17 protein-coding genes and 5 pseudogenes are annotated in these 21,650 nt (G+C 40.2%); 14 read left to right on the top strand and 8 right to left on the bottom strand.

The annotated features are described in order from the left end of the window. Position 1 precedes the first annotated feature (1 nt). From PN838_RS19525 to PN838_RS19510, 4 genes are all read right to left on the bottom strand, one after another. Complete coding sequence (locus tag PN838_RS19525; protein WP_272181706.1) at positions 2 to 787, bottom strand: DUF2071 domain-containing protein; 786 nt, start codon at positions 785 to 787, stop codon at positions 2 to 4. A gap of 110 nt (positions 788 to 897) precedes the next feature. After that, positions 898 to 1,275 (bottom strand): hypothetical protein, encoded by a 378-nt coding sequence (locus PN838_RS19520; RefSeq protein ID WP_272181704.1) that lies wholly within the window; start codon positions 1,273 to 1,275, stop codon positions 898 to 900. 525 nt (positions 1,276 to 1,800) lie between these two features. Then, positions 1,801 to 1,959 carry a hypothetical protein gene (locus PN838_RS19515; RefSeq protein ID WP_272181705.1) on the bottom strand — a complete coding sequence of 53 codons (159 nt, stop codon included), beginning with the start codon at positions 1,957 to 1,959 and terminating at the stop codon, positions 1,801 to 1,803. A gap of 342 nt (positions 1,960 to 2,301) precedes the next feature. Continuing rightward, a complete protein-coding gene (locus PN838_RS19510) occupies positions 2,302 to 2,679 on the bottom strand; it encodes a hypothetical protein (RefSeq protein WP_272181704.1) in 378 nt (125 codons plus the stop codon). 390 nt (positions 2,680 to 3,069) lie between these two features. Between PN838_RS19510 and PN838_RS19505 the strand changes: the two genes are divergently transcribed. Then, positions 3,070 to 3,225 carry a hypothetical protein gene (locus PN838_RS19505; RefSeq protein ID WP_272181703.1) on the top strand — a complete coding sequence of 52 codons (156 nt, stop codon included), beginning with the start codon at positions 3,070 to 3,072 and terminating at the stop codon, positions 3,223 to 3,225. A gap of 236 nt (positions 3,226 to 3,461) precedes the next feature. Here PN838_RS19505 and PN838_RS19500 read toward each other — a convergent pair. Continuing rightward, a pseudogene (locus tag PN838_RS19500) lies at positions 3,462 to 4,606 on the bottom strand (MFS transporter). 157 nt (positions 4,607 to 4,763) lie between these two features. Further along, a complete protein-coding gene (locus tag PN838_RS19495) occupies positions 4,764 to 5,687 on the bottom strand; it encodes a manganese-dependent inorganic pyrophosphatase (RefSeq protein ID WP_272181702.1) in 924 nt (307 codons plus the stop codon). 179 nt (positions 5,688 to 5,866) lie between these two features. Between PN838_RS19495 and PN838_RS19490 the strand changes: the two genes are divergently transcribed. The 5 genes and pseudogenes from PN838_RS19490 (at position 5,867) to purU (ending at position 10,246) form a co-directional block, all read left to right on the top strand. Continuing rightward, on the top strand, positions 5,867 to 6,583 hold the full coding sequence (locus PN838_RS19490) for an outer membrane protein assembly factor BamD (protein WP_272181701.1): 717 nt from the start codon (positions 5,867 to 5,869) through the stop codon (positions 6,581 to 6,583). A gap of 630 nt (positions 6,584 to 7,213) precedes the next feature. Further along, on the top strand, positions 7,214 to 7,558 hold the full coding sequence (locus tag PN838_RS19485; protein WP_272181700.1) for a hypothetical protein: 345 nt from the start codon (positions 7,214 to 7,216) through the stop codon (positions 7,556 to 7,558). Beyond that, positions 7,510 to 8,208, top strand: coding sequence for a DUF3857 domain-containing protein (locus PN838_RS19480; protein WP_272181699.1), 699 nt, complete (start codon positions 7,510 to 7,512; stop codon positions 8,206 to 8,208). The genes PN838_RS19485 and PN838_RS19480 overlap by 49 nt, the downstream gene beginning before the upstream one ends. 5 nt (positions 8,209 to 8,213) lie before the next feature. Then, a complete protein-coding gene (locus tag PN838_RS19475; protein ID WP_272181698.1) occupies positions 8,214 to 9,266 on the top strand; it encodes a hypothetical protein in 1,053 nt (350 codons plus the stop codon). Between the two features lie 129 nt (positions 9,267 to 9,395). Next, positions 9,396 to 10,246 (top strand): annotated as a pseudogene (purU, locus tag PN838_RS19470) (formyltetrahydrofolate deformylase). Positions 10,247 to 10,303: 57 nt separating this feature from the next. Here the strand turns inward: purU and PN838_RS19465 are convergent. After that, on the bottom strand, positions 10,304 to 10,771 hold the full coding sequence (locus PN838_RS19465; protein ID WP_272181697.1) for a hotdog fold domain-containing protein: 468 nt from the start codon (positions 10,769 to 10,771) through the stop codon (positions 10,304 to 10,306). A 218-nt stretch (positions 10,772 to 10,989) separates the two neighbouring features. Beyond that, the gene (locus PN838_RS19460; RefSeq protein WP_215965220.1) at positions 10,990 to 11,970 is read right to left on the bottom strand and encodes a class 1 fructose-bisphosphatase; all 981 of its coding nucleotides are present in this window, start codon (positions 11,968 to 11,970) and stop codon (positions 10,990 to 10,992) included. A 234-nt stretch (positions 11,971 to 12,204) separates the two neighbouring features. Between PN838_RS19460 and PN838_RS27575 the strand changes: the two are divergent. From PN838_RS27575 to PN838_RS19410, 8 genes and pseudogenes are all read left to right on the top strand, one after another. Continuing rightward, a pseudogene (locus tag PN838_RS27575) lies at positions 12,205 to 14,627 on the top strand (zinc-dependent metalloprotease). Positions 14,628 to 14,702: 75 nt separating this feature from the next. Continuing rightward, positions 14,703 to 16,082 carry a UDP-N-acetylmuramate:L-alanyl-gamma-D-glutamyl-meso-diaminopimelate ligase gene (gene mpl / locus PN838_RS19440; protein ID WP_272181693.1) on the top strand — a complete coding sequence of 460 codons (1,380 nt, stop codon included), beginning with the start codon at positions 14,703 to 14,705 and terminating at the stop codon, positions 16,080 to 16,082. Positions 16,083 to 16,098: 16 nt separating this feature from the next. After that, positions 16,099 to 16,743: pseudogene (locus PN838_RS19435) on the top strand (flavin prenyltransferase UbiX). A gap of 10 nt (positions 16,744 to 16,753) precedes the next feature. Then, positions 16,754 to 17,704, top strand: a complete 951-nt coding sequence (locus tag PN838_RS19430; RefSeq protein WP_272181692.1) for an ABC transporter ATP-binding protein — start codon at positions 16,754 to 16,756, stop codon at positions 17,702 to 17,704. Beyond that, the gene (locus tag PN838_RS19425) at positions 17,704 to 18,471 is read left to right on the top strand and encodes an ABC transporter permease (RefSeq protein ID WP_215965500.1); all 768 of its coding nucleotides are present in this window, start codon (positions 17,704 to 17,706) and stop codon (positions 18,469 to 18,471) included. Before PN838_RS19430 ends, PN838_RS19425 begins: the two co-directional genes overlap by 1 nt. Positions 18,472 to 18,691: 220 nt before the next feature. After that, entirely contained in the window at positions 18,692 to 18,907 is a 216-nt protein-coding gene (locus PN838_RS19420; protein WP_272181691.1) for a hypothetical protein, read from the top strand. Further along, positions 18,891 to 20,315: a methyl-accepting chemotaxis protein gene (locus PN838_RS19415; RefSeq protein WP_272181690.1), complete on the top strand. Its 1,425-nt coding sequence runs from the start codon at positions 18,891 to 18,893 to the stop codon at positions 20,313 to 20,315. The genes PN838_RS19420 and PN838_RS19415 overlap by 17 nt, the downstream gene beginning before the upstream one ends. Before the next feature lie 109 nt (positions 20,316 to 20,424). Then, positions 20,425 to 21,527, top strand: a pseudogene (locus PN838_RS19410) (phosphoribosylaminoimidazolesuccinocarboxamide synthase). Positions 21,528 to 21,650: the final 123 nt, after the last annotated feature.

Genomic DNA, 21,650 nt, shown 5'->3' with positions numbered 1-21,650 from the left:
TCTATTTCACCACTTTTGGCGGCAAATAAATAGTAAATTCATTTATTGGTTCAACCAGTACACTATGAGCTGTTTGTTGCTCTTCTTGAGTGACCAAACCTAAACGCGACAATAACCCAAAGCTGGCAAACTCAAGTTTTGCAGAAGACACTTCGAGTTGCTTATGCCAAACCCTATACGTACCCAATTTACCATCACGTCGATGATAATAACCAGCTAATGGGTGAGTTAAATACACTAGGCCAGTTTCAGTATCAGGAAACCCTACGAGCTCAATTGAAGCACCTTTTGTTTGAGACAGCTCGACACTAGCTGGAGCCCAAGTAGCATCTGTAGTCATTTTATATTTACGATATATTTTTTGTGATTCGTCAAAGTCACAATCAAATTTAACTTCGCCTAAATACCAAGGTAAATTCCACAAAAATCTTGGTACTGCAAGCGTCCATGAATCCAATGTAGTTCCTAGAAACCAGACACAGCGTTCGTTGGTTTCTTTATCGATTATATAGATTCGATAATTGGTTTGACCCATAGTGAATTTAGGGAATAGATAAACAGCGGAAGTAAAATCGACATCGATAAATGGGACTACTGAAATCAGAGCTTTTTCTACTCCGTTGATTTCAACGGTATCCAATTTAAAACGTTCAGGGAAAAGTCCATCAAATCTTGAAGGATCTACAGCGTAAGTAATTATGGAAAAGTGCTGTAGTTTACATAGAACATCAATCCCTTTTGGCGGAGGTCTTGAATGGAGATAATCATTTAACTTTAGTGAATCCAATGCCTAATCATCCTTGAAATATAACGCCCTAATAACAGGCAAAAAATTGTTTGCTAAAATGTTGAGGAACGAAAACAGCAAACTGTTTTTTGTCCTTGTTTATTAGCTTGTTATGTTTCATTATTGCACATCAACAACTCAGATACTTGCTCTGTATTCGGCTTGAATGGTGCACAAATAATATTGATTAATTCTACTTTTTCTTTTTCGGAGAGCTCAGCCCAAACATCAGTTTCTTTTATTCGTTTTTTGATATTATCGTAGCCGACCCAATCAGAATCCAAATATCTACAACTAGCCCAATGTTCAGCCTGTTCAGGTTCGTTTTGAACATTTAATGTTTCGATAATATTATCGAATATTTTACTTGAAAGGTTAGCCAAAATTTCACTGTAAGGAATGCATTTATCTTGCGGTTGTTCACTAAACTTAGCTTCAACAATTGCTCTATGTAAAGCCATAAGATCAGAGTCTTTATTAATTTCCATATTGTCAACATCTCCGATAATTCGATTGAAACATAACGCCTCACTAAGAAGCAAAACAGCTTGTTGGGCCGGTTGTTGCGGTGTTTGCAAGAACCGGTACAACTCTGTTTTGTCTTTCTTTAGTGACTTGTTAGCTGGCAACCTTGAGAGTGTGCAATTTACTGCAACCACTGTAAGTTACCGGCAAATCCAAGCCAAAACAGAATTCCGCTGTGAGACAATTTTTAATTAATAATTCATGGTTCAACTTTCTCAGATAAACCACACTTTTTCAAAACATAAAATGTGAGTAGCCAAACTACCACACTACTTTAATACTTTACGGAACGTTATCGGGATTTGGTGCAAACTAGGAAATGTTGAAATATTGCTTTGATTTGAGCAGAACACATTCCTTGTTTAAATAAAAATCCTAGCCCTTCCTTTGACTTGCTAACGCCTCATTAAGAGGCAAAAAATAGTTGGTTAAAATAAGCGAGGCACGAGCAAAAACCAACTGTTTTTTTGTCCTGCTTTAATGACTTGTTATGAGTATTCTGCAACCCAACTAGCAATCCATAAGAACATTACCACCGAGCTTACCATTGCTTGTTTTCTTCTTTTTAGAACAAGTTTATCAAAGTCAGAAGAACATAGATTTGGCGTAACCGTTTTTTCATCACCAAATAAAAAATAAACACCCATCCAAATAAATAAAGTGCCCCTAATATCATCCAAACCCAGCCAAAACCGATGTACAGAGGCGAAATGATATATGAGGTTAATTGCAAAAAGAAACGAGGTGACTTTAACGTTCTCGCTTTTGCACCATGCTTATTTGCATAATCTACAAAGGAAATAGCAGAACCTTCATCTAGTATCGTTTTTTGATATATTCCAATTCCTGCCGTGATTATTGGCAGAAGAAATATTAAAAGCTCAATCATCCCTAATACTCATAACGCCCTAATAACAGGCAAAAAATTGTTTGCTAAAATGTTGAGGAACGAAAACAGCAAACTGTTTTTGTCCTTGTTTATTAGCTTGTTATGTTTCATTATTGCACATCAACAACTCAGATACTTGCTCTGTATTCGGCTTGAATGGTGCACAAATAATATTGATTAATTCTACTTTTTCTTTTTCGGAGAGCTCAGCCCAAACATCAGTTTCTTTTATTCGTTTTTTGATATTATCGTAGCCGACCCAATCAGAATCCAAATATCTACAACTAGCCCAATGTTCAGCCTGTTCAGGTTCGTTTTGAACATTTAATGTTTCGATAATATTATCGAATATTTTACTTGAAAGGTTAGCCAAAATTTCACTGTAAGGAATGCATTTATCTTGCGGTTGTTCACTAAACTTAGCTTCAACAATTGCTCTATGTAAAGCCATAAGATCAGAGTCTTTATTAATTTCCATATTGTCAACATCTCCGATAATTCGATTGAAACATAACAGTTTAATCAGAGGAAACTTTCCTCTTTTTAACAATATTTATATTTGTATCAAATTACACAAACCTTTGCTACAAACTAATTTTACAAGCAAGGGAATGACGTTTTTGTTCTGAAACTATGAGCCAATTTAGGGCGAATTATGAACTTCCTCTGCACTCGGTTGGAGATCCCTAATATCGCCGTGGCTCTTTTGGGATGACGGTTTTTACTAGTTATTTGGGAGGACATTTGTCTTTAAAACAACGCGTTATTGCACATAAAGTTCAGGCGACTTTTTTCCTCCATTCAATATTCCTGAAATTAAATCAGTTTTCAAAAGTATGAGACAGGACGTCGAGTAAGGGATGTTTTCATGGACGAAATTACATCCCGTCTTTTAGACAAAACTGAATTTAATGTAAGACAAGAATATTGGCTGGATGCGGCTCTTTTGGTTACTTTTCTAGCTGTTGAGAAAAGTGACTCGCCTTTAGGCGAAAAGCTGCCTGCAAGGCAAAGAAAGGCGTAGCCTGCAAAGCGAATTATGAAATTCCTCTGCACTTGGTTGGAGATCCCAAATATCGCTAAGGCTCGACTCATATTACTAGCTAGGGGATGACGTTTTTGTTCTGAAATTATGAGCCAATTGAAGGCGAATTATGAAATTCCACTGCACTTGGTTGGAGATCCCTAATATCGCCGTGGCTGACTCATATTACAAGCTAAGGAATGACGTTTTTCTTTCAGAAATTATGAGCCAATTTGTTATCCAGTAACAACAGCTGGCGTTGTAATAAAACGTGTCACATGAGTCTGCGTCGGTCTATCTGGAATAAAATAAGCACACACTAAACTGCACACCGCAAAGCCAGTTCCGACGAGGAAAACCGACGTTGGGGAATGTAACCATAACAAACCTAACAAAGCAGGAATAACGACTGCAGCAATATGATTAATCGTAAAGCTAACAGACGCTGTTGCGGCGAGATCCTGCTGGTCAGCAATTTTTTGTAAGTAGGTTTTTATCGCAATCGCTAAGGCAAAAAACATATGGTCAATGACATACAAACCAGCGGCAATTTCTGAAGACTCTACAAAAGCGTAACCGGTAAATACTAAAATAAGTCCCACATACTCCAAGGTTAACGCTTTACGTTCACCAATTTTACCAACAAGTTTGCCAATCTTAGATGCAAACAACAGGTTAAAAACGTAATTAATACCAAACAGAATACTAATCTCACCAACACTATAACCAAACTTGTCGACCATCATAAAACCGGCAAACACCATAAATATTTGACGTCGTGCACCGCTTAAAAACGTCAAGGCGTAATACAACCAGTAAGTTTTACGCAATATAATTTTTTGTGTTGAGCATGTGGTTGTTCAAAAGTTGGAAAGCGCATCAACAACCAAATAACAATACAAGCACCAATGACCCCGGCACTCAAATAGGTCGACTCATAACTAACGGAAAAGAACTCCATCGCCAACCAAATACCACCAAATGCAAGTAGCGACGCAAATGACTTCATAGCTAATGCTTTACCCATAAAATGGGCCGCTTGATCTTTTGGTAGCCACTGCAACGTTAAACTTTGTTGCGTGGTTTCATAATAGTGAAAGCCAATCGACATAACTAACGTGGTTAAATAGAGACCAATTTCTGACGGAAAGTATCCAGTAATCGCAACACCAAAAGACAATAAACCTAACGACAAAATCGCAAATTTTTGTTCTTTAATAAATAGCAAAACGTATATCGCGGTGAAGGCTAAAAACCCCGGGATCTCTCTAATTGACTGTAACATGCCAATTTCTGCTCCGGTAAAAGCCGCTTTTTCAACAACAAAGTTATTTAGCAGTGTGACCCAAACAGAAAAGACAAAGGGCATAACAAAAGCCATTGCCAACAAAAGACATGCTGCTGTGGTAAAGCAGTAAAAGGATTAGATAATTTCAAAATTGTTTCCCCATGAGCCAAAATGTTGATCAAGAGTAGTTGCGCAAAATTTAAGAGAAAAAAGGCCGCTATTTAGCGGCCTTTTTAGCAGGATGTTGCGATTAAGCGCCGAACGTTTCCTGCAACGGTGGTACAACTTGTTTCTTACGGCTTAATACACCGTCAAGCCATACTTTATTGTCGACCAATTTAACGCCGTAGGCGGATTCAACAATGCTCGCATCGTCGCTAGACACCAAAACTTCTGAGCCTTCTTTCATAATGTCTGTTAATAACAACATTACAGTATGACGACCGCCCTCTTCTTTTAGTGCCGCAATATCGGCTTCTAAATCCGCTTTCATGTCATCGAAAATAGCTAAGTCGATAACTTCCAGCTGACCGATACCAATCAACTGTCCGTTCATTTTAAAGTCTTTAAAATCACGTAATACTAAGTCTCGAACTGGCGTTCCTTCAACCGCTGATTTTACTTTGAACATATCCATACCAACTTCTTTTGGATCATCAATTCCAGCAATTTCGGCGAGTGCTTCTACACATTTGATGTCAGCCGTTGTGCACGTTGGGGATTTAAAAATAACTGTGTCACTTAATATTGCACACATCATCGCGCCCGCAATATCTTTAGGAATTTCAACACCATGGAAGTCATACATCATTTTGATGATGGTATTCGTACAACCTACTGGACGGATCCAACATTCTAATGGAGCATTTGTCGTGATATCGCCAAGTTTATGATGATCAATAATCCCTAGGATTGTTGCATCGTCAATGTCATCTGGACCCTGTACGCGGTCTGAATGGTCGACTATGTATAAGCTCTCGCCCGCATACGATAATTTTAGTTCAGGCTGTTCAAAGCCAAATTTGTCCAATATGTATAGCGTCTCAGGTGACAACTCACCCAATCTCGCTGGTACAGTTGGTTCACCCAACGTTGTTTTCAAATAAGACAATGCAATTGCAGAGCAGATAGAGTCTGAATCTGGGATTTTATGACCCACAACATAATTTGGCATGATAAACCTTCACAAAAGTAGTTTTGATATTGGCGCGAATTATAACCAAATTAGCGCAAAATTCGAGTAATTAACCTAAAAATATAACGCCTTAGTTAAATCGACTCAGTCTAAGATTGAAGTATCCTGTCTACGCGGGTTAGTATGGGGGAATACTTATCACAAATTCAGGGAATGAAATGTTCAGAATTTTAGCCGCAATCGCGATTGTGCTAACCCTAGCGTCTTGTTCAGCAACGAAACAACAAACCGTTGCAAAAATTGACAAAAACCTAATTCAAACATTGACACCTCAGCAATGGCGATTAGCTTTAGAGCAATTTAATCAACTCGGTTCCATCCAAGTTTATGGAAATTACCTCGATATTATCAGGTCGTTTGACACAGTTGAACGAAATCAAATCTGCCTCCCTGAGAACCAGTCCAGACTCATTGATGCAATTCGACTCAATCGCACAAGTTTAGTGGCGACGTTGTCGTTATACCGATGCGCACTAGAAACCAAAGAATCGGCTAAAGCGGAGCAGTTATTGACAAATGTGAAAGCAATTGCAACGCAGCTTATTGGTGAAAATAATGGTCAAACGCCGCGCCATGCCGTTAAAGTTCGCGAAATTGATGAAGCATATGTCATCCTTGATACCGCTGGATTTGACCTTTTAGGGTCAGAAATCATCTTAGGCGAGGTCGGCTTTATTTACAAAATGCACACCTTCGACCGCTTGACTCAAAAATTCAGATACCAGTATTTTGATAACTCTGAGTTTATGTATGCAATCCATAAAAGTGCTATTAGCCAGCCCGTCTCGCGTCAGATGTCGACCAATTTAGCGTTGCAAACCTATCGCGAACAAAGCCATGCGCCAATTGTGCTCCTTGATGTAAAAAACTGCTAAATGCCAAAAAAGTAGACGAAGCACAAAATGTCATCGACGCCCTTGGAAAACCAGAACATCTAAGGCAACTGATTGCGGTCGCTCGGGCAGACATTGCATTACAACAACACGATTTAAATGCACTTCAACAACTCATCGAACCGCTAGTCTCTTATTCTGAAAGTGGCTCGCTTGAAGCCCACTTAACGCTGATAGACACCTTACTTAGATACGGCGAGACAGAAGAAGAATTTAAGCAGGTTGACCTAAGCCTTGAACAAATCATCAAACTAAGTGATCAAAGCACTGCTTACCAGCTTGTTTTAGACAATATTCTAAGCCACCCTTCACCGACTCAGGCAGTTTCAGGATGGTGGCAAGCCACTCAAAACATCAATATTATTCAAGCGGTTGGAAAACATTACCAACCTCCAGTAGAAGCTAGACAGGCAATTCCAGATAACGAAATTGACCTACTCAAGTTTGCGTCGTCTAAAAACGACTTAAACGCCATGTTTATATTAGGCAAATATTTTATTCAAACGGCAGATACCTCAAAACAGAATGAGCTAAAAGGACAAGAATTAGTCCAAAAAGCGCAAACTTGGGATTCGAACCTGCAAAACTTTTTATTACTGAGCACCATAAATTATGATTAAAACCTCGATAATTCGCATTTTATTTGTTGTGTTAATGGCCAATAGCGGAATTGCATTTGCCTCAGATGAACCTCTCACCTCGGGTGGATTTCAATACTCAATTACGCCAATACCAGACTGGGTATTAGAGCAAGCTGTTCCAGAGCCACAAAAGGAGCTTTCTCAGGGCAGTCAATACTTACTAAGTGACGAGCAACTTAATGTATCCGAGGGTCGATACGACAGCTTCTCGCGAGTCGCACAAAAGTCACAACCGAACAAAGCCTTGAACAGGCGTCTAAACTTTCTATGCAGTTTAATCCTGAATTCCAGACATTTGCTTTGCATAAAATTTTAGTTAAACGTGGCGCAACCACATTGGATCTTACTCGCACCAGTAAAATCGAACTATTCCAACGCGAAGAACAAGTTAATAACAACATTTACGACGGCAAAGTCACTGTTTTTATTGTTATTCCCGACATCCGAGTGGGCGATATTGTTGAGTACGCATCTACAACCTACGGTAAAAACCCAGTTTTTGGCGACAATAATTTTGCTTCGTTTTCGCTGGGATGGGGCGTGGCTGTGCAATCGAGCTTTATGCGCTTAGTCACCGACCTTGACCGACCTTTAGAATATCGAGTCCACAAACATTCGGGCGAGCCTGTGGTTAACAAAACCGCAACAACCATTGAATATTCCTGGGCTCAAAAAGATAACCTCGCAATCTTAGATGAACAAGGTTACCCGGCAGGCTTTACCCCTTACCCATTTATCGAATTTAGTGAATTTAACAGTTGGCAGTCAGTTATCGACTGGGCTTTGATCCATTACAAACAGCAAAATTCAGCTTCAAAAATTCTGCAACAATATGTCAATGAATTAAAAGCGACATCCAAGGATAAATTTGAGTACATTGAAGCTGCAATAAAATTTGTCCAAAACGATGTCCGCTACTTCGGAATTGAAACCGGTCAGAACAGCCATATCCCATCGAAACCATAGGTGAAGTGTTTGAGCGTCGTTATGGTGACTGTAAAGACAAAACCATGTTGCTAAATTACCTATTAACCGAACATGGAATTGAAGCGTACCCAGCGCTGATTTCAATGCAATCACGGGGAACCATTGCCGATAACTTACCAAGTCCAGGACATTTTGATCATGTTATTTCTTATTTCATCGTTGATGGCAAAGAATACTGGATTGACGGCACAAGAACATTTCAATTAGGCAAGTTGGATAACATAGGTGTTTCTAGCTTTGAGCAAGCGTTGGTTATCAGGCCTAATCAAAAGTCGTTAACTGAATTAAAAACACAATTTAAACATCGTTCACAAACCCATGTGCATGAGACTTTTGCAGCTACAGGTGGTTATGAAGATGACGTCAATCTAACGATGTCGATTAAATTCCACAGCCACGAAGCAGAATACTTAAGAGGCGCGTTAGCCGCCCAATCAATTACAGAGTTCACCAAGCATTATCTGGATTTTTACAGTAAACACTTCCACGGGATCAGCGTCGTTGACGACATAAAAGTGGTAGATGACACAGTCAACAACATTGTCGAATTGACAGGTAAATTCAAAATAGCTGAATTTTGGCATATCGAAAATAATCGAGTTACCACGCCATTGTACGGTGAGTTTCTGTCGAGTTATGCCCAGTTACCTAGTACCATTCAACGTAAATTTCCACTGGGTTTATACCATCATTCAGAAGTCTCACAACAAGTAGATATTATTTTTCCAGAAACGGTGGAATGGACATTTGAAAACAACCCACTGACTATCGAAAATGAATCTATCAAATACGTTAGAGACATCAGTTTTGAGAAAGAAAGGTTAACGGTTACACATCATTATGAAACGAAACAAAAATCCATGCCACCAGCTTCGGTTGCAGGTTATGTTCGAGATATAAAAAAGATTAGAGACGCGATTTATTTGTCTGTTTATAACGGAAAAAATGCGAGTACATCGATACGTTCTGTGTTACGAAACTTACTTAATCGTAAGCTGTCTGAGCAGGCAGGTGCAGAACAAAATAATCCCGAGTAACCCTCGGGAGCTAACACTGACTAAAACAGTTAAGTTAGTGCAAGGGATCTAGTATATGTCGATGCATTCTTAAAACATTGGCATATTGGGCGTTATCATAGATAAATTGGAAACAAGCAGTATTAAACTATGAACAAATTAACATTAACTATTTCATGCCCGGACCAAGTTGGGCTCGTCGCTGCAGTAAGTAACTTTTTAGCGAAACACCAAATTTCGATTATCGAAGCAAATCACCATACTGATGGCGAAACAAAATGGTTTTTCATGCGTCACGAAATCATTTTTGATCCCACAGTCACGACTAAAGACAAGTTACAGAATGACTTCAAAGCAATAGCGACTCAATACGATATGACCTGGACATTGGCCGACAATGCCGTAAAAATCGAGTTGTGCTCATGGCCAGTAAAGAATCTCATTGCATCACTGATATCTTACATCGTTGGCATGAAAACGAATTAAACTGTGAAATTGTTGCGGTTATTGCTAATCATAAAGAAATGGAAAAATACGCTCAATGGTATCAACTTCCATTCCACCATATCGATTTTAAGGCCGACAAAACCTCTGCATTTAGTCAAATGGAACAGTTCGTCTCTGACTACGAAGCCGATACCATAGTGCTTGCTAGGTTTATGCAAATTTTACCAGACACCTTATGTCAAAAGTTTGCTCACCAAGTCATCAATATTCACCACAGCTTTTTGCCCTCGTTTGTAGGTGCAAAACCTTATCATCAAGCCTATGAACGTGGTGTAAAACTGATTGGAGCAACCTGCCATTATGTCACAGCAGACTTAGATGCAGGGCCTATCATTGAGCAGGAAATAAGTAGAATAAGCCACAGTGACTCAGTACAAGACATGGTGCGTAAAGGTAAAGAATGTGAAAAGCAGGCGCTAGCACGCGGGCTTAGATACCACCTAGAGCACCGCGTAATGGTTAAAGGCAACAAGACTGTCGTTTTTGCTGATTAATGCCTCGCTTTATAAAAACAGAGGCCTATTTAAAACCGATTAAATACCGAGCATTGGTTATTTTTTCGGTTTTTCAGATACCCATAAGTGGATAATCCCTTTAACAACCACAACATCATTTTCATCATACGCTGTAACTTCAACTGGCAGGTCGCCAACTTGCCATTGATTATTCTCTAGTAAAGCGACGCAACGAATATCACTACCGGCCTTGGCGGTGTATTGTAAATCCATGCCTTTAGGTATCCATCGTAAATGGGTTGGTATTGATGCTTCCGCCATAAAACCCATTGCCATTTCAAGACCATTTGCTATAGCTATGACATGTACAGTGCCAATATGATTTTCGACCTTTCTACGCTTTTTGATTAGGCAGTGACATTCGCTAGGAACCACTTTTGTGATCAAAGGAGACACGGTCTTAAAATACGGGGCTTTATTGCTAGCAAATAAACTAAACAATTTTTTACCAAAAGGTAATTTACCCATTTTGTTATACAACGACAGCACATAGTTTTTAGACATTACCCTTCACCTATCAACAAGATTTAAATAATTAATATGTTCGAAAAATACCGCTCAGTTAGCACGGCATGATCGAATTACATTAGTGGGGCAAATTAACACATCCGACCAGATGAAGTCCAAATATTATTGCTCATCTATACCAGAAACAAATATGCCAGAAACAAAAAAGCATCCAATTAAGGATGCTTTTAGGTCAATATTTGAAACCAAATCAATTAATAATTATGGTAGTCCAAACAGGTTAATACTTCCTGTTTTGAACCCAAAATAACCGGCACTCGCTGATGCAATTCAGTTGGCTGTATATCAAGAATATTCTGGCTACCGGTTGATATTAATCCACCAGCTTGTTCGATCAATAATCCCATCGGATTGGCTTCATACAAAAGGCGAAGCTTAAATGGCTTATCTACTTCGTCAGTGTGAGCCGGGTAAGTGAAGATCCCACCACGGCATAAAATGCGATGCACATCGCCAACCATACAAGCGACCCATCGCATGTTAAAGTTTTTACCACGAATGCCCTGCTTACCATCTAAAATGTCCCGAATATAGCGCTGCATCGGAATTTCCCATTTATGCTGATTTGAACTATTAATTGCAAATTCCTGAGTTTCTTCTTCAATGGTGACGGCTTCTTGTGTCAGCAAAAATGACCCATGGGTTTTATCCAAGGTATAAAACTTCACACCTTTGCCCGTTGTAAGTGCCAAAATAGTTGAAGGTCCATACATTACATAGCCCGCAGCGACTTGATTACGACCCGGTTGCAAAAAGTCTTGCTCGGTAATAGGTTCATCTGTCGGTTTGTCAGCTGGTACCGGCATAATAGAAAATATGGTGCCAGTAAGACTGTTTACGTCGATATTTGAGCTGCCGTCTAAGGGATCAAATGCAACTAAAAAACGACCACCGTGGATCCCTTCTACTACAAAGTCCTCTTCTTCAGAGGCTATGGCACGAACAAACCCAGATTCCAACAGCATGTCTTTTAATAATTGGTTGGACAATATGTCTAATTTTTTCTGCGTTTCGCCTTGAATATTTTCGTCTAGCGTTGAACCTAAAACACCTGCTAAGTCAGCTTGTCCTACGCGAAACGAAATATCTTTACACGCTGCTAAAATGGTTCTTATTAATGAAATTAAATCTAGCTCTACGCCGTCTTCTCTTAAAACTGGTGCTAATCTACGCATATAAGTTTTGCCCTTTTAATTCCCTCTGCCGCCGCAGAGACTACTAATATTCCGCCAAATTTTCCGAACATGATACATCAAAATGGTCGACTTTGCAGGTCAAAAGTTGCCTAACATGAAAGTTTACCAACACGATTACATAAGCTTTTTACTAAAAACGATTGTCTGGTTATTCCAATCACTCCCAACATAATGCACACTAAACATTAACCGATAAAAGATGGAAGTTAGCAAATGCGATTTTGGAAACACGGGTTACGTTATTTAAGTATAGCCACTTTATTTTTAACCTTTCAGTTATTTGCTGCCGTCAGCTCAGTCGGCGAATTCACGCGCGATATGTTGCATATCGAAGGTTATTATGACTTCTACTATGACAAGGATAGCGGCAAAATATTTCTTAACGTTGACAAAGAAAAGAAACCTTTCCTATTTCAAAGTTCTCTTCCAAGCGGTTTAGGCTCTAACGACATAGGTTTAGACCGCGGTCAATTAGGTCGTACTCGCTTGGTTCAATTTGAACGCCATGGTAATAAAGTATTATTGGTGCAACTAAATACCGACTACCGAGCGTCATCGACAAATCGTGCAGAACAAAAAAGCGTTGAAGAAGCATTTGCCACTTCAATCATTCAAGGATTTGAAATAAAGGCTAAGACTCGCGGTTCCATTCTTATTGAATACACCGATTTTCTTTTAAGCGATATCCACCAAGTTTCCGCGACACTAACCGCTACAGAGCAGGGGTCCTTCAGTGTTGATAAATCCAGAAGTGCCGTCGATTTTGGCAGCAGTAAAGCGTTTCCTAAAAATACCGAACTCGAAGCAATAATTACATTTGTGGGCAGCAAAGCTGGCAAATTTGTGAAACAAATAGCACCAGAACCTTCAGCGCTCACTGTTCACATGCGTCATTCTTTAATTGAATTGCCTGACGATAAATACAAACCACGTAAATTTCACCCATTCAGTGGTTTTTGGAGCGTATCCCATAAAGATTACTCAGCCTCACTAGACCAATCTATGGACGTTAAATATATCCCCCGACATCGCTTACAAAAACGTTTCCCAAATAAGGCAAAGAGCTAAGTACCATAAAACCAATTGTTTATTATCTTGATCCAAGGTACGCCAGAACCTGTTAAAACGGCATTATTAGACGGTGCAAAATGGTGGAATAAAGCGTTCGAAAGCGCCGGATACATTGATGCTTTTCAAATAAAAATGTTACCGCCCCATGCCGATCCAATGGACGTCCGCTACAATACGATTCAGTGGGTTCATCGCGCTACGCGAGGCTGGAGTTATGGTGCATCGGTTATAGATCCCAGAACCGGAGAAATTATTAAAGGCCATGTGACATTAGGTTCACTACGTGTGCGCCAAGACTATCTCATCGCACAGGGACTTACGGCACCATTTACTTCAGACAAGCCCGACACAAACGCGATAAAAAGCATGGCTTTGGACCGTATCAGACAGCTTTCTGCGCACGAGATTGGCCATACGTTAGGTATAGCGCATAACTTTTCGGCGTCGGTTAATAATCGCGCCTCTGTGATGGACTACCCACATCCAAATGCAGTACTTATTGACGGAAAAATAGACCTTTCGCAAGCCTATACCCATGGTGTCGGTGACTGGGATCACTATGTCATCAAGTATGGTTATTCCGAGTTTGGTAAGGATGGCAACGAAACCGAAGCTCTTGCAAAACTTGTCGAACAAGCAAAAATGCCGGCTTACGCTATATGTCGGACCCTGATGCACGGGCGATGAGCAGTGCTAATCCAGATGGGCATTTATGGGATAATGGTCAAGATCCTGCAATTGAACTGCAACGTATGCTAGAAATAAGAAAGGTTGCCCTAGCTCAGTTTGGCCTTAACAATTTAGCGGCAAACCAACCATTAAGTGATTTACAAGAAATCTTAGTCCCTATTTACTTATTTCATCGATTCCAAGTCACTGCTGCAGCAAAACTCATTGGCGGCGTGGACTATCATTACGAAATTAAAGGCGCTAAAAACCTCGGCATCAGCAATGTTACGTCTTTACGTCAACGTTTTGCTTTAGAGCAGCTCATGGCCACGTTAACTTTTGATAATCTAACCATACCTAAAACAGCCTTAACCCTAATTGCACCTAAAGCCTATGGCAGCTATAAGAATAGGGAAAGTGCGCCATCTAAAATGGGTTTAGTTTTTGATCCAATAACATTAGCAAGCGCCAACGCGCAACATACGCTGCAGGCCATATTAGACCCTGCTCGTCTAAACCGAATTGCGTTTCAACATAGCCAAGATCAAAGCAACTGGTCGCTCACCGAATACTTGCAAACGATTGTTGATAGCACAGTAAAAACGCTGCCAGCGGATAGCAGCCAAGCTCCTGTTTATCAAAGATTATCGGCATTAACGGTTGAAAATCTAATGACCTTATTAACCAATGAATCATCAAGTATTGAAATAAAAGCGGCAACGCTGAAAGTCATAAAAGGTATGTCAAATTGGTTATCCGTGTCGATTGTCGAGAAAACAGCTCACAGTGACACGACACTTTATTTGTTGCAGCACCACATTGACTGGTATTTAGAACACCGTAAATGGCAGCCGTTAATTAAAGCACCTAAGTTGCCGCCAGGTTCGCCAATTTAGAAAAAATGTAAACCAAGGCGACGAACAAGTCGCCTTTTTGTTATCCTGTTACAAACTTCATCATGTAATAAAATCATGCATATACATATTCTCGGGATCTGCGGTACCTTCATGGGCGGAATCGCGGCTATTGCCAAAGAGCTAGGTCATAAAGTGACGGGCTCTGATCAAAATGTTTACCCACCCATGTCGACTCAATTAGAGCAATTAGGCATTGAACTAACCCAAGGTTGGGACACGAGCCAATTTGACCCTCAACCTGATGTTGTCGTAATCGGCAATGCCCTTTCGCGGGGCAATCCAGCTGTAGAATATATCCTTGATAGAAACATACCTTATACATCTGGTCCGGAGTGGCTAAAACACCACCTTCTTAAAGACCGTTGGGTTATCGCTTCGAGTGGAACGCATGGCAAGACCACAACTTCAAGCATGATTGCCTTGATTGTTAGAAGACGCAGGACTAGAACCTTAGCTACCTCATTGGCGGCGTGCCTTAGCAATTTTTCGGTTTCGGCCCGTGCCGGTAGGTCTCCATTTTTTGTTATTGAAGCCGATGAATACGATACTGCATTTTTTGATAAACGCTCTAAGTTTGTGCATTACTTACCACGTACGGTCACGATCAATAATTTAGAATTTGACCACGCTGATATTTTTCCAGACATAAGCGCTATCCAAACCCAGTTTCATCACTTGGTTCGGACTGTGCCTTCAACCGGTAAAATCATTGCACCAAAACATGTAAATGCGATAACCGAAACACTTCAACGCGGTTGCTGGAGCGATGTTGAATTAGTCGGTGATCATGCCGACTGGCAGGCAAAGCTTATGCCTAATAGTGAAGGCCGAACTGACGGCAGTCGATTTGACGTTTATTACCAACAAACATTGGTAGGCCAAGTGGCGTGGACATTAACGGGTCAACATAATGTCGACAACGGGTTAATGGCTTTGGCAGCGTCTCACCATGCTGGGCTGACAACAGCGCAAGCGATAGCTTCACTTTCGAACTTCATTAGCCCCAAACGACGCATGGAACTAATTTACAATCAGCACAACATTGAAGTTTATGACGACTTTGCCCATCACCCAACAGCAATCAATACCACTCTCGCTGGACTTCGCCAAAAAGTTGGGACACGCAGGATCATTGCCATCATAGAACCTCGTTCAAATACAATGAAAATGGGTGTGCATAAAGATACATTAGCGGATTCGTGGCAAAACGCAGATCAGGTTTTTCTGTTTCTCGAAAAAGATTTAGACTGGGCAGAACGTTTGTCTAACTCGACAACACCAACCACTATCGAAACGTCAATATCAAGTTTAGTTGCACGTGTGATTGAAATTTGCCAACCAAATGACCATATAGTGGTGATGAGTAATGGTGGGTTTTCGGGTATTCACCAGCTAATTACAAATCAATTAAATACAAAATTTGCGTCAAACTAACGCCATGGAGAATGAGATGACACAGCCTTATTCCGGTCCGAGCTTATTTGCAGGTGAAGTGACTATTGGTGTAACTGGTGCATCTGGCGCACCTTATACTTTAGAGCTAATTAAACAGTTAGTTGCCGCCAATCATCAAATCTATTTGTTGTTTTCAAGTGCAGCAAAAGTGGTATTTAAAACTGAAGTTGAACTCGATATCCCCGCTCACCCTGAAAAGGCTAGCCAATGGTGCGAAAACTACTTCAATAGTGCCCCTAGGCAAATTTGTGTGCTGGGAAAAGATCAGTGGTTTTCTCCCCCAGCCTCGGGTTCGGCTGCACCTAAAAATATGATCGTAGTCCCGTGCTCCACCGGTACTTTATCGGCCATTGCCAATGGCACCAGTGACAATTTACTTGAGCGAGCGGCAGATGTGGTTATAAAAGAACGTGGTAACCTTATTTTGGTCCCCGTGAAACACCTTTTTCCGCTATCCATTTAGAAAATATGTTAAAGCTTTCAAGGTTAGGGGTCACTATAATGCCCGCAGCACCTTAGGTTTTATCATCAGCCAAAATCCATTGACGATTTAGTGCAATTTATGGTCGCCAGAATGTTAGACCACCTCCGAATTGAACAAACTTTAGTCCCACGTTGGGGCTATACAAATAAAAAGTAAACTTAACGATATGAAAGCCTTAGAAATAACAGATTTAAAAAAGACCTATCGTTCTAAAAATCGTACGGTAGAAGCACTTAAAGGGGTTACTTTTAGTGTTGAACAGGGCGACTTTTTTGCCCTGTTAGGCCCAAATGGTGCAGGAAAGTCCACCACAATTGGCGTTATTAGTTCACTTGTGAATAAATCATCGGGCTCAGTAAAGGTGTTTGGATACGACATCGATACCGAGCTTGAAGATGCAAAAGCGCAAATCGGCCTAGTTCCACAGGAATTTAACTTCAATCAGTTTGAAACCGTTTTACAAATTGTTTTAAACCAAGCTGGATATTATGGTGTTGAGCGCGGCGAAGCGCATATTCGAGCAGAGAAATACCTCAAACAGATTGATTTGTGGGAAAAACGCAACGACGCTGCACGTTCACTTTCTGGCGGAATGAAACGCAGACTAATGATTGCACGTGCCTTAATGCACGAACCTAAACTGTTAATTTTAGATGAGCCAACCGCAGGTGTAGACATTGAGATCCGCCGCAGTATGTGGGAATTTCTAAATAAAATTAATAAAGAAGGCATCACGATAATATTGACAACGCATTACCTCGAAGAGGCAGAAATGCTGTGTCGTAACATTGCGATTATCGATAAAGGTGAGATTGGTGAAAACACCGATATGAAGAGTTTGCTGTCAAAACTCAATATCGAAACTTTCATTTTAGATACGGTTGAATTTAGCCAAGCGCCAGAGTTAACCGATTTTACTTACTCTATTATCGACGACCACACAATTGAAGTGTCGGTGGAAAAACAAAAGGGCCTTAACGACGTATTCACTCAATTAACCAGTCAGAATATCCAAGTATTGAGTATGCGCAATAAGTCCAATCGACTTGAAGAATTATTTGTCAAACTTGTAGAAGACGGCAAACAACAAAAAGCGAACAAAGGAGACAAATCATGATTGGCAAATATTCAGTCGCGCTTAATGCCGTCTTAATTAAAGAATGCACACGATTTCTCCGTATTTGGGTTCAAACCTTAGTCCCACCAGCGATAACTATGACACTCTATTTTGTCATCTTCGGTAGCCTAATAGGCGAGCGCATTGGCCAAATGGGCGGGTTTGATTACATGGCCTTTATAGTGCCAGGCTTGATCATGATGTCTGTAATTACAAATTCCTATTCAAACGTAGCGAGCTCATTTTTTAGTGCCAAGTTTCAACGAAACATTGAAGAGTTGCTCGTTGCACCTGTGCCTAATTACATTATTGTTTTAGGCTATATTGGTGGTGGTATGTTACGTGGTTTGTTAGTGGGCATTATCGTAACGCTCGTTGCGACATTTTTTGTTGATATTCATATTCATAGCTACTTTGTATTAATCTCAACAGTACTGCTCACGGCGATGGTTTTTGCGTTGGCGGGGTTAATTAACGCCATCTTTGCCAATACATTTGATGACATATCAATCATACCAACATTTGTGCTTACCCCTCTAACGTATCTCGGTGGTGTCTTCTATAGCCTGACTTTATTACCTGAAGTTTGGCAAACCGTGTCAAAGATTAATCCAATCGTATATATGGTTAATGCCTTTCGTTATGGTTTTTTGGGCGTAACTGACGTCAATTTGACATTCGCATTTGCAATGATCATTGGCTTTGCTGTGATATTTTTCACCATCGCAATGATGTTAATAAATCGTGGTATTGGTATTCGTTCGTAACAAAAATTTAAAATCGAGGTAAAAATCCTATTTTTACCTCGATTCATCCCATCTGCACTTTACACTCCCCTTTATTCAACTATAACTATATGTTGTTAACTAATTTTTTGATTATTATGAAGTAGGCTGTTTTTTAATGCATAGTTAATAATTAGACTAAAGAAATGACCACTTGGGTCGATAAAAAACAACGCCTCCGGATATTAAAGGGTTTGATCACGTGGACAATTTTAAAAATCTAAGTGTCTTTATTAAAATAAATGTCATTACAGTTATTGCACTTGTAGCGCTAATTGTGGTTATCGTCTTAAATGCAACTGCCATCAGTGCCAATAATAAAAACTTAGATGAACTAAAAAACAGCCGATATGAAATAGCCCAGTTATCTACCGCTAACTCTTTTATTATCAACAAAATAGATGAAACCTACACCTAAGGCAGTTACGTTTGGTGATGAAGACTTAATTAATAGCGCAGAAGCACAATACGAGCGCTTATTAAAAAACATCGACTCTATTCAACGTCTCGAGCAGGCCGCGGAGCGCGCCAAACTCAACGAATTTAAATCAACACTAAAAGACTACAATGAGATTGCCAAAGTCATCGTCAAAAGCTTTATTGCAGGTGACGTCGATTTTGCGGTGGTTCAAGAAAAAGCCAAAGTTAAGTCGGACCTTTTTGAACAACTGACAAGCAATTTAGAGCAATACAAAAAACAGTCTGACAATAAATATTCACAGCTGGCCGAAGATTCAAAAACTCGCTCAGAAAACGCCATTTTCACCAGTGTTCTCGTATCTGTTGTTCTCGTGTTTATCATTGTTGGATTAGGCATTGTCATCGGTAAAGGCATTAAACAAACCGCATCAGTAGCAGCGGAAACCTTACGCGAGTTAGCCGATGGTGACGGTGATTTAAAGTCCACGTTAGTTGTTGAAAGCAATGACGAAATTGGCCAAATGTCGCGCAACTTTAATCGTTTCATGGCGGTATTAAGAGGGTCTATTAGTGACGTTATGTCGGTGGTTCAACCATTATTGGACAACTCCACTCGATTAATCCAACGAATGGAAGTTGCAGAATCGGCCATGCATAAACAAGGCGAAGACTCGACTCATGTTAAACAATCCATGACTGAAATGAGCCAAAGTGTTGCTGAAATAACAAATTCGGCTAATGAAGCGGCAACCGCGACTACTAACGCAGAACAAGAAGCAATTCAAAGCCTTGAAATTTTGAATCAAACTATGGCCGTGTCGCAAGCGCTCAATAACGAAATTAAAGTGGCGTCTACCGTCATTCATAAACTGGCTCAAGATACGCAGAACGTAAACAAAATCTTAGATGTAATCACTTCTATCGCTGAACAAACAAACTTATTGGCGTTAAACGCCGCTATTGAAGCTGCCCGTGCAGGCGAACAAGGCCGTGGTTTTGCCGTGGTTGCTGATGAAGTAAGAGAATTAGCAAGTCGTACATCTAAATCGACTACGGAAATTAGAGAATTGCTTAATGCCCTAACAGAGGCAGCAAGTGCGTCGGTTGAATCAATGGAAAGTGCCAGTACGCAAGCACAAAGAAATGAAGAATTTGCAGCACAGACCGGTGAATCAGTTAATAAAATTGCGACGCATATTCAAACGATTAATCAGCTCAATACCCAAATTGCCACCGCAACCGAGCAGCAAACGATGGTCGCGCAAACCGTTACCCAAAACGTTGACGACATGAACCATTCAATCGGTGATTCATTAGAAGCCCTAGACGACATTCGTGACGTTTCTAAGAGTCTACATACCCTGTCTGACGACCTACTTGAAGCGGCATCTAAGTTTAAATTGTAAAATTAACACTAAGTTCGACAAAAAGACTGCATTGTAGTCTTTTTGTTGTTCGCAGCATTTGCTAAAATTCGCGCAAAATCGACTCTTCGTTACCACCTTAGGATCCCAAATGAGCTTAGCCAGTTCCGTTTTAGCAGTTAATAATGATCTTCCAATAAAAACCGACCTGCCTGTGCATAGCGGAAAAGTACGTTCCGTCTATTGGCTTACCGAGCAAGACAGCAAACGACTGATTGCAGAAAAAGGCTATGACGTTCAATCTGACGCTCCTTTGGCCATTATGGTTATCAGTGACCGCATCTCGGCATTTGATTGCATCTGGCACGGTGAAGGTGGGATCAAGGGTGTTCCAGGAAAGGCGCTGCACTAAATGCCGTTTCTAATCACTGGTTCCGATTATTTAAAGAACAGGGATTAGCAGATAGCCACATTTTGGATATCCCCCATCCATTTGTCTGGATAGTGCAAAAAGCAAAACCTGTCATGATTGAAGCCATTGCCCGTCAATATATAACAGGCTCGATGTGGCGCAGCTATGAAAAAGGTGAACGCGAATTTTGTGGCATCGCCTTGCCTGACAATTTACAACAAGATCAAAAGTTACCTGAAATATTAATTACGCCGTCTACAAAAGGTATTCTAAAAGGGATCCCTAATGTGCCTGAAGCCGATGACGTAAATATTCGACGCTAGGATATTTTAGAAAACTACGAAGCTTTTAACTTCTTAAAAGAATCAGATGTCGCTCGCTATGAAGTGTTACTAAAGGAAGGGTTCAACCTTATCAGTGACGCTCTGGAGCAAATTGACCAAGTATTTGTCGATACTAAATTTGAATTTGGCTATGTCAAAGACGCATCAGGTAACGATAAGTTGATCTATATGGATGAAGTCGGAACCCCAGACTCATCGCGTATTTGGGATGGACCAAGTTACCGTGACGGTAAAGTTGTAGAAAACTCTAAAGAAGGTTTTAGGCAGACCTTGTTAAACTATTTCCCAGATCCAGATATCTTACTCAATAAAAACCGCATGCCTGAACGCGAAGCATTAGCACGAGACAATGATTTACCAAAACACGTTATCATGGCAATTTCAGAAACCTATCGCAATATTGCAGAAAAAATAACTGGTGAGAAAATCGTTTTATCTGCGGATCCAAAACAAGAAATCATCGACGTATTACGCGAGAAATTTGATTTAATTAAATAGGTTATAAGTACGTAAATACAATAAACCCGCTGACTTAAGCGGGTTTTTATTTACCTATTTTGTTCTATCTTTGGTGACGACTTTTTCAAAAAAGGTAGCCCACTTTCAAATGCACATTAAAGC

This window comes from Psychrosphaera algicola (assembly GCF_028401425.1).
GTDB classification, from domain to species: domain Bacteria; phylum Pseudomonadota; class Gammaproteobacteria; order Enterobacterales; family Alteromonadaceae; genus Psychrosphaera; species Psychrosphaera algicola.
Note: the sequence above shows the minus strand (reverse complement) of the source record. Positions and strands in the feature narration are given on the sequence as shown.

Coding starts and splice junctions, on each gene's coding strand:
- mpl (WP_272181693.1), top strand. CDS start 14,703: ATGCATATACATATTCTCGGGATCTGCGGTACCTTCATGGGCGGAATC.
- PN838_RS19505 (WP_272181703.1), top strand. CDS start 3,070: ATGGACGAAATTACATCCCGTCTTTTAGACAAAACTGAATTTAATGTA.
- PN838_RS19515 (WP_272181705.1), bottom strand. CDS start 1,959: ATGGGTGTTTATTTTTTATTTGGTGATGAAAAAACGGTTACGCCAAAT.
- PN838_RS19495 (WP_272181702.1), bottom strand. CDS start 5,687: ATGCCAAATTATGTTGTGGGTCATAAAATCCCAGATTCAGACTCTATC.
- PN838_RS19465 (WP_272181697.1), bottom strand. CDS start 10,771: ATGTCTAAAAACTATGTGCTGTCGTTGTATAACAAAATGGGTAAATTA.
- PN838_RS19510 (WP_272181704.1), bottom strand. CDS start 2,679: ATGGAAATTAATAAAGACTCTGATCTTATGGCTTTACATAGAGCAATT.
- PN838_RS19480 (WP_272181699.1), top strand. CDS start 7,510: ATGCAGTTTAATCCTGAATTCCAGACATTTGCTTTGCATAAAATTTTA.
- PN838_RS19460 (WP_215965220.1), bottom strand. CDS start 11,970: ATGCGTAGATTAGCACCAGTTTTAAGAGAAGACGGCGTAGAGCTAGAT.
- PN838_RS19430 (WP_272181692.1), top strand. CDS start 16,754: ATGAAAGCCTTAGAAATAACAGATTTAAAAAAGACCTATCGTTCTAAA.
- PN838_RS19490 (WP_272181701.1), top strand. CDS start 5,867: ATGTTCAGAATTTTAGCCGCAATCGCGATTGTGCTAACCCTAGCGTCT.
- PN838_RS19415 (WP_272181690.1), top strand. CDS start 18,891: ATGAAACCTACACCTAAGGCAGTTACGTTTGGTGATGAAGACTTAATT.
- PN838_RS19520 (WP_272181704.1), bottom strand. CDS start 1,275: ATGGAAATTAATAAAGACTCTGATCTTATGGCTTTACATAGAGCAATT.
- PN838_RS19485 (WP_272181700.1), top strand. CDS start 7,214: ATGATTAAAACCTCGATAATTCGCATTTTATTTGTTGTGTTAATGGCC.